Genomic DNA, 13548 nt, shown 5'->3' on the forward strand with positions numbered 1-13548 from the left:
GAGGTGAATCAGCCAACGCCGAGGTCCTCGTTCCAGACATCGGGATGGTTCCGTACGAAGTCCCGCATGATTGCGACGCATTCGGCATCGTCGAGCAGCACGATCTCCACTCCGTGCCGGGCCAGCCAGTCGTGCCCGCCGGGATAGGTCTCCGCCTCGCCGATCACCACCCGAGAGATCCCGAACTGCCGCACGAGGCCGGAGCAGTACCAGCACGGGGAGAGCGTCGTCACCATCGTCGTGCCCCGGTACGAGCGCCGGCGTCCGGCCGCCCGGAACGCCGCCGTCTCCGCGTGCATGGACGGATCGCCGTCCTGGACACGGCGGTTGTGGCCGCGGCCGAGGAGGCTGCCGTCCGGCCCGTAGAGGGCGGCACCGATGGGGACGCCGCCCTCGGCGAGCCCGGCGCGGGCCTCGGCGAGGGCGGTGGCGAGCATGGCGCGGTAGTCGTTCACGCGCCCACTCTCCACCGTGCGGACAGCCGATTCCCGGCACGCACGACGGCCGCAGCGTGTCCAACGACATGTACGGGCCGCCGACAAGGGCCGGCCGGCCCTTCGCGATCACGAAGCGGGTGGCGCCGACTCCTCCGGCCCCGCCCCGCTCTCGCGACGCTTGAGCTCCTCCTCACGGCGGCGCAGATCCGCCTCCCAGTCCTTGAGGAGCGACTCGTCCTTCTTGTTCTCTTCCTTCAGCGCCTTCAGGAACTCCGGATTGTCGTCCGGCGCCACCCACTGCGAGCGGTGATTGCGGTGCCATTCGGACGGCGTACGGCCCCCGGCAGGCACCTGACGCATCTTGCCCGCGGCCAGCCAGACGATCGGGCCGACGATCCAGAACAGCAGGATGATGAAGACCCAGGCGATCTTCGGCAGGTGCTTGGCCTCGTCCTCGGGGGTGTTCAGGCAGTCGATGAACGCGTAGATCGTCAGCGCCAGAGGCAGGAGATAGATCAGGGCCCGGAACATGGTGGAAAAGTCCCCCTGCGGAGAGATGGCGGGGCTTGTCCCGCCCCGGTGACGGGCCCAGAGTAGCCGGTGTCAAATGCGCCCCACGGCGAGCAGGTGGGAACCGGCGGCGAGCAGGTCGGGGTACGGCTCCGCCATGCGGGCCGCGGCCGGCGCGGAGGTGAACATCCGTGATCCGGTGAGTGACTCACCGGTATGCTGCTCGGTCGCTTTCAGCAGCGCCCGGGCGGGGCCCTCGACGCCGTATACCCGGGTGTCGGTGAAGCCGGCCTCGCGCATTTCCGCCTCCAACTCGGGACCGGTGTGGAAGTGCGCTCCGGTGAACCGTTCCTGGCCAGCACGCGTGAGTGAGTCCTGGACCCACTGCTGCGTTCTGGGCGCATCCCGAACGGTCGACTGGTGGGAGCGGCCGTCCTCGGCCGAGGAACTCGGCGTCGACGCCTGGAGCCGCATCAGCCCGGAAGCGCGTGGTCGAGCTGCGTCAGCTCCCCCGGGCTCAGTGTGAGTTCCGCGGCCTGGGCCGAGTCAGTGATGGAGGCCGGGCGGCTGGCTCCCGGCACCGGGATCACCGCGGGGGAGCGGCTCAGCAGCCACGCCAAGGCGATCTGCTGCGGGCTGACGCCGTGTTCGGCCGCGATGCGGTGGAAAGCGGTGCCGATGGAGGTCGGGCCGGAGGGGCCGTCGAGGGAACTGCGGGAGATGCCGCCGAGGGGGCTCCAGGGCAGGAACGCCAGGCCCAGCTCGGTGCTCAGCTGCAGCTCGGGCTCGCTGTCCCGGACGGCGGGCGAGTACTGGTTCTGTACCGAGACGAGCCCGTCGCCGAGGATCTGATGCGCCTGTCGGATCTGGCTGGTGGTCACGTTCGAGATGCCGGCGGCGCGGATCGTGCCGACGTCGAGCAGGTCGCGCAGAGCGCCGACGGACTCCGCCCAGGGCACTGCCGGGTCCGGCTTGTGCAGCTGGTACAGGCCGATCGCGTCGACGCCCAGTCGCCTGGCGGAGGCTTCGGCGGCGCGCTTGAGATGTTCCGGGGTGGCGGTGACGGTCCAGCTGCCGTCTCCGGGCCGCCCGCGGCCGCCCTTGGTCGCGATCAGGACGCCGGAGGTGTCGCCGCCGTAGCGGGCCAGCGCGCGGGCGACCAGGAGCTCGTTGTGGCCCACCTCATCGGCGTGCCAGTGATAGCTGTCGGCGGTGTCGATGAGCGTGACGCCGGCGTCGAGGGCGGCGTGGACGGTGGCGATGGCCCGCGTCTCGTCCGGGCGGTCCTCGATGGACAGCGGCATGGCGCCCAGTCCGATGGCACTGACGGTGGTGCCTGCGATGGTGCGGTGTTCCATGGCGGTTCGTGTTCCTCAGGCGACGGGGGCGGCGGATGCTGTGAGGGCTTCGGCGACGGCGCCAGGCAGCCGGTCGGCAGTACGGGAGAAGGCGAAGCCCAGCTGTTTCGCGCGGGTGTTACTCATGGCGTAGTGGCGGTCCCCCTGGTGACCGGTGGCCTGCAGGCGCTCGACCAGGAGTCTTCCGAAGTACCGGCACGGCTCTCCGTCTCACCCCCTCCGCCGTTTCCCAGCACGTAGCGGTGTTGGAACGCAGCCTCGGTGCCCAGGTCGTGGCACGCAGTACGCGCGGGGTCACCCTCACTCAGGCCGGCCAGATCATGGTCGGGGCCGCCGAGTCCGTCGCAGCCGAGCTCGAACAGGCGAAGCAACAGGTCGAGCAACTCAGCACGGGTCGCGAACAGCTCACCGTCGCCACCTTCACCAGCGGCGGCAGGCACCTGCTGCCCGGCGCTCTCCCCCGGCTCATGGCAACCCATCCCCGCACCCTGCTCCACGTCAAGGAGGGCGAGCCCGAAGAGACCCTGCCCCTCGTCCGACAGGGCGCCGTCGACCTCGCACTCGCCTACCACTTCGACGGCCCGCTGCCCGTCGGGCCGGGCCCCTGCTCCAGCCTGCGGTGGGCCGCACTCCTGGAAGACCCCCTGCACGTCGTCATGCACGAGGAGCACCGACTCGCCGACCGCGATTCGCTCGACATCACCGAGCTGGCGGCCGAGCCCTGGGTACTCGGCTGCCTCAAGACCGAGACATACCTGCGCCGCTACGCCGAGCGCGCAGGCTTCGAACCGGAAGTACGCGGCACCACCACCGACTACTTCTTCGCCCGCTCGCTCGTCGCCGCGGGAATGGGAATCTCCCTGATCCCTTCCATCGCGTTCGTCCCGACGGTGCCGGGCCTGCGCGCCGTCCCGATCCAGCCGCCGACTCCGACCCGGCACATCGGCGTTGCCACGATCGGCCGCCGTCGCGACCACCCACACGTCACAACGTTCATCGAGGCCCTCCATGAGCAGGCGATGCATCAATCAGCGGTCCCCGGACAACGACTGCCGGCAGCCCAGTCACTGCCGGTCCTGCGTGACTGACCGCACATCCGTCTCCGACCAGCCAAGTACCTCGCCACCTGGGCCCTGCTGACCCTGTGGCGGTTTCGCGACCGCGCCGCGCTACGGGCCCCCTCGACGGCTTCAGGGAGGGACTGCGCGGCGGCCAGGGCGAACGGCACCGATGAGCTGGGGCATCGTGGCGCGACTCGCTTTCGCCGGCAGGCCGCCCATCCTCCGACGACGTCGCTTCGATCGAGGCCGCCCTCAACGCGCACGTCCATGTTGCGGAGAGGCGGAGAGGTGGGGCACCCCGGGTGATCCACCAGGGTGATGACAAACTGGACGGCATGGCTTACGACGATCTTCGTTCCCTCCTCCGGGCCCTGGAGCGCGAGGGCGAGCTCAAGCGCATCAAGGCCGAGGTCGACCCGTATCTGGAGGTCGGCGAGATCGTCGACCGGGTGAACAAGGCGGGCGGGCCCGCGTTGCTCTTCGAGAACGTCAAGGGGTCCTCGATGCCCCTGGCCATGAATGTCTTCGGGACCGACAAGCGGCTGCTCAAGGCGCTCGGGCTGAAGTCGTACGCCGATATCAGCGACAAGATCGGCGGGCTGCTCAAGCCGGAGCTGCCGCACGGCTTCGTCGGGGTGCGGGAGGCATTCGGGAAGCTCGGCTCGATGGTGCATGTGCCGCCGAAGAAGGTGAAGTCCGAGAGCGCGCCCGTGCAGGAGGTCGTGCTCACCGGCGACGACGTGGATCTGGATCAGCTGCCCGCGCTCTTCACCTGGCCCGAGGACGGCGGATCGTTCTTCAACCTGGGGCTCACCCATACGAAGCACCCGGAGACGGGTGTGCGGAACCTGGGTCTGTACCGGCTCCAGCGTCACGACCGGCGCACCATCGGGATGCACTGGCAGATCCACAAGGACAGCCGCAACCACTACCAGGTCGCCGCCAAGCGCGGGGAGCGGCTGCCGGTCGCGATCGCGTTCGGGGCGCCGCCCGCGGTGACGTACGCCTCCACCGCGCCGCTGCCGGGGGACATCGACGAGTACCTCTTCGCCGGGTTCATCCAGGGCAAGCGGATCGAGATGGTCGACTGCAAGACCGTGCCGTTGCAGGTCCCGGCGCAGGCGGAGGTCGTGATCGAAGGGTGGCTGGAGCCCGGGAAGATGCTTCCCGAGGGGCCGTTCGGCGACCACACCGGCTTCTACACGCCGCAGGAACCGTTCCCCGCACTGACCATCGACTGCGTGACCATGCGGAAGCGTCCGCTGCTGCAGTCGATCGTGGTGGGCCGGCCGCCGACCGAGGACGGGCCGCTGGGGCGGGCCACGGAGCGGTTCTTCCTGCCGCTCCTCAAGATCATCGTGCCGGACATCGTGGACTACCACCTGCCGGAGGCGGGCGGCTTCCACAACTGTGCGATCGTCTCGATCGACAAGAAGTACCCGAAGCACGCCCAGAAGGTGATGAGTGCCATCTGGGGTGCGCACATGATGTCGCTGACCAAGCTGATCGTCGTCGTGGACTCCGACTGCGACGTCCACGATCTGCACGAGGTGGCGTGGCGGGCGCTGGGCAATACGGACTACGCGCGTGACCTCACCGTCACCGAGGGGCCCGTCGATCACCTCGACCATGCTTCCTACCAGCAGTTCTGGGGTGGCAAGGCGGGCATCGACGCGACGAAGAAGTGGCCCGAGGAGGGTTACACCCGGGACGGGGGCTGGCCGAACATGGTCGAGTCCGACCCTCAGACGGCGGCGAAGGTCGACCGCCGGTGGAAGGAATACGGACTGTGAGCGCCGCCGAAGCAGCACTGGGCTCAGAGCCCGTACAACCGAACAGCAAGGTCAAGGCGTTTCTGCGGCTCGTGATGATCGAGCACTCGGTCTTCGCGCTGCCCTTCGCGTACATCGCCGCCCTGACCGCGATGTTCCAGGCGGACAAGTCGATCCACTGGGTCACGCTGCTGCTCGTCACCATCGCGATGGTGGGGCTGCGGACATTCGCGATGGCCTGCAACCGGATCATCGACCGGGAGATCGACGCCCGTAACCCGCGCACCGCGAGCCGGGAACTGGTCACCGGGGCGGTCTCCGTGAAGTCGGCGTGGACGGGGGCGCTCGTCGCCGTTGTCGCCTTCCTCGGGGCGGCGGCTCTGCTGAACCCGCTCTGTCTGGCGCTCGCGCCGGTCGCCGTCGTGCCGATGGTGGTCTATCCGTACGGGAAGCGGTTCACCCACTACCCGCACGCCATCCTGGGGATCGCGCAGGCCATAGGGCCGATCGGCGCCTGGCTGGCCGTGACCGGCAGCTGGTCGTGGGACGCGGTGATCCTCGGTCTCGCGGTCGGGATCTGGATCGGTGGCTTCGACCTGATCTTCGGCTGCCAGGACGTCCAGGCGGACCGGGCGCACGGGGTGCTGTCGGTGCCGGCCCGGTTCGGGATTCCGGCCGCGCTGTGGGGTGCGCGGGTCTGCCATGTGGTGACGACCGGGCTGCTCGTCTGGTTCGGGCTGGCCACGGAGGCCGGCCTGTTCTACTGGATCGGCATGGTGATCGTCGCGGTCGCCTTCGTGTACGAGCACCGGGTGGTGCGGCCGCACGATCTGTCCCGGCTGAACCGGGCGTTCTTCTCGGTCAACGGGTTCATCGGAATAGCGCTGTTCGCGTGCGCGCTGCTGGATCTGCTGGTGCGGGGTCTGACCGTCTGAGCCCGCCCGGGGTCGTCTCCGGCGGATCCAGGACCTCGTCCTCGACGGACGGCTGCCCCGGGCGCGGGCGAGGCGGGTCGAGGAGGCCTGTCACCTGTTGTGGTCAAGGACCGCCGCGTCACGGGTCCGTCCCAGTGGGCTGCGGCGTTGACAGGTGCGAAACGGTGGCGGGAACCGCCGTCCCGGCCCGTCGGTGGCGTGTCCCGGAGTGGTGTGGCGCACTGTGTTCGGGCCCCGTTTCCCGTGCCGGACGGCGGCAGGGAGCGGGTGCGGCAGGGGGCGGGTGCGGGCGGGGTGTGCCCGGTGGTGGGGCGCGTTGTGCCTGGCTGTGCGTGTAACAGGGGTGTATTAGCGGGTGGTTGGGCGGAACGCCTCGCCGGGCCGGGCGGCTCTTGGTGATCAGAAACGCTCGCTCGTACCGACCGTGCCGAGCGGCCGATACCCCCCCACCGACGCTGAGGAAGAAACGATGCGCGTACAGAAGCTCACCTTCGCCGCCCTGGCCGTTGTCGCCGGTCTCTCGCTCACGGCCTGTCAGAACGGCGAGGACGACATGGGACAGACCGCCCCGTCGTCCGCGTCCTCCGCGTCTTCCGCGAGCGGTGGTTCGGGCTCGGGCGGTTCGGACCAGGACGGCGGGAAGGACTCCGCCGGGAAGGACTCCGCTGGGAAGGGATCCGGCGGGCAGGGCACGGCCGCCGGGACCGGCTCCAGCGGGAACGGCAAGGTCGGCAAGTGCCGCACCGACGAGCTGGAGATCACGGCGATCGACAGCACCATCGACGGCGACCCCGATGGGACCGTCGCGGTGGAGCTGAAGAACGGCGGCGGCCGGGACTGCGTGCTCTCCGGATACGCGGGCGTCGACCTGAAGACCAGCGCGGGGTCGCTGTCCGCGAAGCGCACCGGTGAGAAGGCCACCCCGATGACCCTCAAGAACGGGAAGTCGGTGTACTTCGGCATCAACTACCCGATCAACACGTCGGGCGGCTCCGGCGTCCGCATCACGGGGCTGGTGGTGACCCCGCCGGACGAGACGAAGTCGGTCACCCTCGACTGGCCGGGCGCCGCCACGCTGCCCGTCACGGACGGCTCCGGCTCCCCGGTGAAGGTCGGCCCGATGGGGAGCGCCGGTCAGGGCGAGGGCTGACCCGGACACCAGGGGATCCGTCCGCGCTCTACGGTATGAGCGGCCGGGCGGGCGGCACCGTGCTCCGGCCGCGCGCGGGGCGGCGGAAGACGAACGCCGCCGCCACGCCCGCCGCCAGTCCGAACAGGTGGCCCTGCCAGCTGACCGAGGTGTTGGCGGGGGAGATGCCCAGCAGGATCGACGAGCCCCATATCGCGCCGATCACCAGCCCGGCGCCGATGTCCAGCACTCTGCGGTCCACGAAGCCGCGGACCAGCAGATAGCCGAAGAGGCCGAAGACCAGGCCGGACGCGCCCGCCGTGTTGGAGCCGGCCGGCGAGACCAGCCAGACGCCGAGACCGTCGACGACGATGATCAGCGCGGCCACGGCCGCGAACCGGCGTATGCCGCCCAGCGCGGCCAGGAAGCCGAAGACCAGCAGCGGCACGCTGTTGGAGGCGACATGGCCGAAGCCGAAGTGGATGAAGGACGCGGGCACGACGTCCAGCAGTTCGCCGGGCCGGCGCGGCTCGATCCCGTACGCGTCCAGTGAGTGGCCACTCGACACGTCGACGACTTCGAGCATCCAGAGGAACGCCACCCAGCCCAGCATCAGCTTGGCCGCGGCCTTCGCGCGGTCGCCCGCGCTCCACGCCGGTGCGATTCGATCTGACGATGCGGCCATCGCGGTCCCCCTGCCGGTCTCCTGTGTCGCTCCTGTTTCCACCCCTCAGAACGGCTGAGGCACCTTACTCGGTTCCGGGTTCGGGCAGCCGGATAGGCTCGGCTGTGTGGATTCCGGGACTTCAGTGAGTCAGCACCAGCGGCAGCCTTGGATTGTCGGGGTTTCAGGCGCTTCGGGCACCCCATTCGCCGCCGCCGTGCTGCGCGGTCTGCTGGCCGCGGGGGAGAGCGTCGATCTGGTGGTGAGCCGGGCGTCGCGGCTGACGCTGCTGGACGAGACCGGGATCGCGTTCCGCGACGTGCACTGGCAGGAGGATCTGCGCAGCTGGCTGGCGCGAGGGGCGGACGGGAAGCCGCACACCTTCGATGTGGACGTCGAGGGTGTACGGCACTGGGCGGCCGGTGATCTTGCCGCCGGGCCGTCCTCGGGGTCGTACCCGGCGAAGGGGATGCTGATCGTCCCGGCTTCGACGGCATGTGTGGCCGGGGTGGCGCTCGGACTCTCGAAGGATCTGCTCCAGCGGGCCGCGAGCGTGACGCTCAAGGAGCGGCGGAAGCTGGTCGTCGCGGTGCGCGAGACACCGCTGAACGGGCAGACGCTGAAACATCTGGTGAGCCTGGACGAGGCGGGCGCCGTCGTGCTGCCCGCCTCTCCGGCGTTCTACGCGGGGGCGACGCACATCCAGGATCTGGTGGACTTCGTCGCCGGGCGGGTGCTGGACGCGGCGGGGGTGCCGCACGACCTGTACCGCCGATGGGAGGGAGAGCTCGGTGGCGGCTCTCGCGACTCCGCAGACTGAGCCTGTGGTCAGCGCTTCTTCTTGGCGCGCGAGGTGCGGGTCTTGTCGACCCGGTGCGCGGCGGCGGGCTGGTGGGCACGCGAGCGGTTGGCCAGGTCCTGCAGCTCGCGCATTCGGGCGTAGGCCATCTCGATCGTGTACACGGTGTTCTCACTCCTGAAGATTCGAAAGCATTTTTTGGATGTTCGGAAAGATTTGCAGGCGTTGAAGCCTGCATGCCTTAGATTCTACACGTAAACTCGCGATACTGCTGAACAATGGAAGGTTTCAGTCACATGGACGCGGTGGACAGGCAGCTCATCCAGGCCCTCAGGGAGAACGGCAGGGCCTCGTACGCCGAGCTGGGACGGCTCGTAGGGCTCTCCGGGCCCAGCGTCACCGACCGCATCAACCGGCTGGAAACCGCCGGTGTCATCACCGGCTACCGCGCCACCGTCGACGCCGCGTCCCTGGGGCTCGGGGTCACGGCCCTGATCGGTATCTCGCTCTCCGACGCGGCCGATCACGAGGACGTGGCGCGCCGGCTGAAGGACCTCGCGGAGATCGAGGACGCCTGGTTCATCGCGGGCGACGACTCGTACATGCTCAAGGTGCGGGTCGGTGACGTGGACGGTCTGGAGAAGACCATCCGCCGGCTCAGCGGTACGAGGGGCGTCTCGCGCACGCGTACCACGATCGTGCTCTCCACCAAGTGGGAGGACCGGGTCGGGGAACTTCCCGAGAAGGCGTAGGCGTAACGTGGTGGAGCCCCCGGGTGACCGGGGGTTTCGCCCGGTACCACCGGGAAGGCACAGCGCGTCGACAACTGGGAGGCAGCCGCATGGACGTTGGGCTCAAGCGCGAGCTGGAGGAGAAGGTCCGCGCAGGGGAGCGGCTGACCCGTGAGGACGGCATCGCCCTCTACGAGTCGGACGACCTGGCCTGGCTCGGCGGCCTCGCGCACGAGGTGCGTACGCGCAAGAACGGCGACGTCGTGCACTTCAACGTCAACCGGCACCTCAACATGACCAATGTGTGCACCGCGTCGTGCGCGTACTGCTCGTTCCAGCGCAAGCCGGGCGAGAAGGACGCGTACACCATGCGCATCGAGGAGGCCGTCCGGTTGGCGAAGGCGATGGAGGGCGAGAACCTCACCGAGCTGCACATCGTCAACGGGCTGCACCCCACCCTGCCGTGGCGTTACTACCCGCGCTCCCTCAGTGCGCTGAAGGAGGCCCTGCCGCAGGTCTCCCTCAAGGCGTTCACCGCCACCGAGATCCACCACTTCGAGACCATCTCCGGGCTCTCCGCCTCCGAGATCCTCGACGAGCTGATCGAGGCCGGTCTGGAGTCGCTGACCGGTGGCGGCGCGGAGATCTTCGACTGGGAGGTCCGCCAGCACATCGTGGACCACAACACCCACTGGGAAGACTGGTCGCGCATCCACCGCCTCGCTCATGAGAAGGGTCTGAAGACCCCGGCGACGATGCTGTACGGGCACATCGAGGAGCCGCGTCACCGCGTCGACCATGTGCTGCGGCTGCGTGAGCTGCAGGACGAGACCGGCGGCTTCCAGGTCTTCATCCCGCTGCGCTACCAGCACGACTTCGTGGACATGAAGGACGGCAAGGTCCGCAACAAGCTCCAGGCGCGGACGACGATGGCGACCGGCGCCGAGGCGCTGAAGACCTTCGCGGTCTCGCGGCTCCTCTTCGACAACGTCCCGCACGTCAAGGTCTTCTGGGTGATGCACGGTGTGCAGACCGCCCAGCTCGCGCTGCAGCACGGCGCCGACGACATGGACGGCTCGGTCGTCGAGTACAAGATCACGCATGATGCGGACAACTACGGCACGCCGAACAAGCTCGGCCGTGAGGATCTGCTGGACCTGATCCGTGACGCGGGCTTCCGGCCCGTCGAGCGCAACACGCGGTACGAGATCATCCGCGAGTACCCGGGCCCGGACGCCGGACGGCGCGAGTCGCCACAGCCGATGCGCGTCTGACCCGTCCGACCTGTCGCGTCGTCAGTAGCTCGGATGTTACGAGAGCCCCGGCCGCCGGCCGGGGCTCTCTCGCGTACTGGACAAGGCTTGAGGCGATGGATCGGTAATAGTTAATCTGCACCTATGGCACTTACTTTTGAGTTGGATCCCAAGTTTGACCGCACCCTGCGGGACGGCATCGCCGAGCTGTGGACCGATGTCTCCAACGCGGGCGGTGCGGTCGGCTTCGTACCGCCCGTCACGGCCGACGACGTCCGGCCCGAACTGGTCAAGCACCTGGTCGCCATGGCCGAGGGGCGGACCCGGCTGCTGGTCGGTTACGACGAGGAGGGCGCCGTCGCGGCCACCGCCTTCCTGGCCTTCAACACACACCGGCTGATGGCCCACTGGCTCTGGCTCTACACGGTGATGGTCCACCCACGTCACCAGGGCAAGGGTTACGGGCGCGACCTGATGGACGCCACGGCGGAGGCCGCGCGCGGCATGGAGGGGATGGAGGCGATCCGGCTCACCTGCCGCGGCGGCACCGGTGTCGACCGGTTCTACACCTCGTGCGGGTACAAGGAGGTCGGGCGGGTGCCCGACGCGATACGGGTGGCGGACGGCGACGACCGCGACGACATCATCATGCTGCTGTCGCTCGGCTGAGGTCCACGCCCCCGATCCGCCGGACGGGCACGCGACCTGACGGACCCCTTTTGGTGCAGCCCTCCGAAGTGATCGATTCCGGGGCATGCTTCACTGGTCGGGCAGGATCGCAGGACTGTCGTACGTAGAGAGAGGGGCCAACTGTGTCCGCTGCCAAGCCGAGCGCGACGATTCGGTACACCGCGATGCGCCTCAGCATCTTCGTCGGCTGCTTCGCCGTCGCAGCCGTGGCCGTCCACTTCGGTCTGCTTCCCTCGGGGGCGAGTGGCTCCAATTTCATCTGGGTGATCCTGCTCGCGCTGGTCCTCTCCGCGCCGCTCAGCTACGTGCTGCTGCGCAAGCAGCGTGACGAGATGTCCGCGCAGATCGTGTCCACGGTCGACCGCACGAAGGCGCGGCTCGAAGCGAACCGGACCCGCGAGGACCGCGTCACCCAGTGACGACCCGGTGAGGATGACGTAAGGGCAACGTAAGGTTCCTCACACCCCGCACAGTTTCCGTACGAAACCCCGGTGCCGGAGCAAGCGCTCCTGTACTGGGGTTTCGTCGTTCCCGCGTGTGTGCCGGGCACTACGGGGACCGTTTTCCGACCCAAAGAAGACCTTTGAGGTTCTCAAAGTTCAAGTGTTAACGTGTTCGACATGAAGACAGCAGTGCGCCATCGATCCGCCGCGAGCGTCCCGCTCGTGGCGCGCCTGCATGTCGATCTATGCCGCTGTATGTCCGCGGTCTGTTGCCGCAACGTCTGAACCGGCACCATGCAGCGGCGCCGCCCCTGACGCGGGCGCCGCACCCCCGTCCCCCCGCACGACGTCCCCGTGCGCCCCGATGCGTCACATCTGGAGTGTGTCCGTGTCCGCGAATCCCGCGTCCGCCGCCGCGACCGACAGCCCGTCCGGCTCCGGCTCCGGTTTCCGTATACCCAAGGTCCCGTTCTGGGCCCAGATAGTCGCCGGTCTCGTCCTCGGTGTCCTGCTCGGGTGGCTTGCCCGTTCATACGACATCAACTGGCTCTACACCACGCTCGACAAGGTCGGCCACATCTTCGTCCAGCTGCTGAAGCTGGCCGTCGCGCCGCTCGTCTTCTTCGCGATCCTGGTGTCGATCACCAACCTGCGCAAGGTCAACAACGCCGCCCGGCTGGCCACCCGTACCCTGCTCTGGTTCATGATCACCTCGCTGATCGCGGTCGCCATCGGCCTCGCGATCGGCCTGATCACCAACCCGGGTTCCGGTACGGGACTGACCCCGAAGGACGGCAAGCTGCCGGAGCACGCGGGCTCCTGGCTCGACTTCCTCACCGGCATCATCCCGGACAACGTGATCACGCCGTTCACCGAGCTGAACGTGCTCCAGATCGTCTTCATGGCGGCCGTCGCCGGTATCGCGGCTCTCCAGCTCGGTGAGAAGGCCCAGCCGATCCTCACTCTCAGCGAGTCCGTCCTGGAGCTGCTCCAGAAGGCCCTGTGGTGGGTCATCCGCCTCGCCCCCATCGGCACCATCGGCCTCATCGGCTACGCGATCGCCGACTACGGCTGGGACCTGATCGGCAAGTACGCGACGTTCACCGCCGACGTCTACATCGGCTGCGCCCTGGTGCTGTTCGGGGTGTACCCGCTGCTGCTCGTCACCGTCGCCAAGCTCAGCCCGCTGCAGTTCTTCAAGGGCGCCTGGCCGGCGATCCAGCTGGCCTTCGTCTCCCGTTCCTCGGTCGGCACGATGCCGGTCACCCAGAAGGTCACCGAGCGCCTCGGCGTCCCGAAGGAGTACGCCTCCTTCTCGGTCCCGTTCGGCGCGACCACCAAGATGGACGGCTGCGCGGCGATCTACCCGGCGCTGGCGGCGATCTTCATCGCGCAGATCTTCGACGTCCAGCTGGGCGTCGGTGACTACGTCCTGATCGCGTTCGTCTCGGTGATCGGCTCCGCGGCCACCGCCGGTCTCACCGGTGCGACGGTCATGCTGACCCTCACGCTGTCGACGCTGGGCCTCCCCCTGGAGGGCGTCGGTCTGCTCATGGCCATCGACCCGATCCTGGACATGATGCGTACGGCCACCAACGTTGCTGGTCAAGTTGTAACCCCGTTGATTGTGGCTTCGCGGGAGAAGATCCTCGACCGCGACAGGTACAACGCGGCGACGTCCTCCCCCGAGGACGAGCCGCAGGCTGTGCTCGCCGCCGCCTGACGTCCTCAGGCTCGTACGGAACGTGCCCCGCACCCGCGATTTG

General features: G+C 68.6%; 15 protein-coding genes and 1 pseudogene. 10 read left to right on the forward strand and 6 right to left on the reverse strand.

Going from position 1 to position 13548, the window contains the following annotated elements; translation table 11 throughout:
* Window positions 1-8: 8 nt before the first annotated feature.
* The 4 genes from OG609_RS23355 to OG609_RS23370 form a co-directional block, all read right to left on the reverse strand.
* Window positions 9-437 (reverse strand): nucleoside deaminase, encoded by a 429-nt coding sequence (locus tag OG609_RS23355; protein WP_327278149.1) that lies wholly within the window; start codon window positions 435-437, stop codon window positions 9-11.
* 126 nt (window positions 438-563) lie between these two features.
* Window positions 564-968: a PLD nuclease N-terminal domain-containing protein gene (locus OG609_RS23360; RefSeq protein WP_114245120.1), complete on the reverse strand. Its 405-nt coding sequence runs from the start codon at window positions 966-968 to the stop codon at window positions 564-566.
* 72 nt (window positions 969-1040) lie between these two features.
* Window positions 1041-1247: a hypothetical protein gene (locus OG609_RS23365; RefSeq protein WP_327274604.1), complete on the reverse strand. Its 207-nt coding sequence runs from the start codon at window positions 1245-1247 to the stop codon at window positions 1041-1043.
* Between the two features lie 173 nt (window positions 1248-1420).
* On the reverse strand, window positions 1421-2305 hold the full coding sequence (locus OG609_RS23370; protein ID WP_327274605.1) for an aldo/keto reductase: 885 nt from the start codon (window positions 2303-2305) through the stop codon (window positions 1421-1423).
* Window positions 2306-2466: 161 nt separating this feature from the next.
* Here OG609_RS23370 and OG609_RS23375 point away from each other — a divergent pair.
* From OG609_RS23375 to OG609_RS23390, 4 genes and pseudogenes are all read left to right on the forward strand, one after another.
* Window positions 2467-3393 (forward strand): annotated as a pseudogene (locus OG609_RS23375) (LysR substrate-binding domain-containing protein); the annotation flags it as partial.
* A 308-nt stretch (window positions 3394-3701) separates the two neighbouring features.
* Complete coding sequence (locus OG609_RS23380; RefSeq protein ID WP_327274606.1) at window positions 3702-5159, forward strand: menaquinone biosynthesis decarboxylase; 1458 nt, start codon at window positions 3702-3704, stop codon at window positions 5157-5159.
* Window positions 5156-6073 carry a menaquinone biosynthesis prenyltransferase MqnP gene (gene mqnP, locus OG609_RS23385; RefSeq protein ID WP_327274607.1) on the forward strand — a complete coding sequence of 306 codons (918 nt, stop codon included), beginning with the start codon at window positions 5156-5158 and terminating at the stop codon, window positions 6071-6073. The genes OG609_RS23380 and mqnP overlap by 4 nt, the downstream gene beginning before the upstream one ends.
* A gap of 469 nt (window positions 6074-6542) precedes the next feature.
* Entirely contained in the window at window positions 6543-7223 is a 681-nt protein-coding gene (locus OG609_RS23390) for a DUF4232 domain-containing protein (RefSeq protein WP_327274608.1), read from the forward strand.
* 28 nt (window positions 7224-7251) lie between these two features.
* On the opposite strand, the gene OG609_RS23395 is transcribed toward OG609_RS23390, so the two are convergent.
* The gene (locus tag OG609_RS23395) at window positions 7252-7887 is read right to left on the reverse strand and encodes a rhomboid family intramembrane serine protease (RefSeq protein WP_327274609.1); all 636 of its coding nucleotides are present in this window, start codon (window positions 7885-7887) and stop codon (window positions 7252-7254) included.
* Between the two features lie 124 nt (window positions 7888-8011).
* On the opposite strand from OG609_RS23395, the gene OG609_RS23400 reads away from it, so the two are divergent.
* Window positions 8012-8686 carry a UbiX family flavin prenyltransferase gene (locus OG609_RS23400; protein ID WP_327274610.1) on the forward strand — a complete coding sequence of 225 codons (675 nt, stop codon included), beginning with the start codon at window positions 8012-8014 and terminating at the stop codon, window positions 8684-8686.
* An 8-nt stretch (window positions 8687-8694) separates the two neighbouring features.
* Here OG609_RS23400 and OG609_RS23405 read toward each other — a convergent pair whose 3' ends face one another.
* Window positions 8695-8829 (reverse strand): hypothetical protein, encoded by a 135-nt coding sequence (locus OG609_RS23405; RefSeq protein ID WP_327274611.1) that lies wholly within the window; start codon window positions 8827-8829, stop codon window positions 8695-8697.
* A 132-nt stretch (window positions 8830-8961) separates the two neighbouring features.
* Between OG609_RS23405 and OG609_RS23410 the strand changes: the two genes are divergently transcribed.
* The 5 genes from OG609_RS23410 (at window position 8962) to OG609_RS23430 (ending at window position 13505) form a co-directional block, all read left to right on the forward strand.
* Window positions 8962-9417 carry an Lrp/AsnC family transcriptional regulator gene (locus tag OG609_RS23410; RefSeq protein ID WP_327274612.1) on the forward strand — a complete coding sequence of 152 codons (456 nt, stop codon included), beginning with the start codon at window positions 8962-8964 and terminating at the stop codon, window positions 9415-9417.
* 89 nt (window positions 9418-9506) lie between these two features.
* Window positions 9507-10670 carry an aminofutalosine synthase MqnE gene (gene mqnE, locus OG609_RS23415; protein WP_327274613.1) on the forward strand — a complete coding sequence of 388 codons (1164 nt, stop codon included), beginning with the start codon at window positions 9507-9509 and terminating at the stop codon, window positions 10668-10670.
* Between the two features lie 123 nt (window positions 10671-10793).
* Window positions 10794-11318 carry a GNAT family N-acetyltransferase gene (locus tag OG609_RS23420; protein WP_327274614.1) on the forward strand — a complete coding sequence of 175 codons (525 nt, stop codon included), beginning with the start codon at window positions 10794-10796 and terminating at the stop codon, window positions 11316-11318.
* 185 nt (window positions 11319-11503) lie between these two features.
* Entirely contained in the window at window positions 11504-11758 is a 255-nt protein-coding gene (locus tag OG609_RS23425; RefSeq protein ID WP_327278150.1) for a DUF4229 domain-containing protein, read from the forward strand.
* A 412-nt stretch (window positions 11759-12170) separates the two neighbouring features.
* A complete protein-coding gene (locus OG609_RS23430) occupies window positions 12171-13505 on the forward strand; it encodes a dicarboxylate/amino acid:cation symporter (protein WP_327274615.1) in 1335 nt (444 codons plus the stop codon).
* Window positions 13506-13548: the final 43 nt, after the last annotated feature.

This window comes from Streptomyces sp. NBC_01224, assembly GCF_036002945.1.
Classification (GTDB): Bacteria; Actinomycetota; Actinomycetes; order Streptomycetales; family Streptomycetaceae; genus Streptomyces.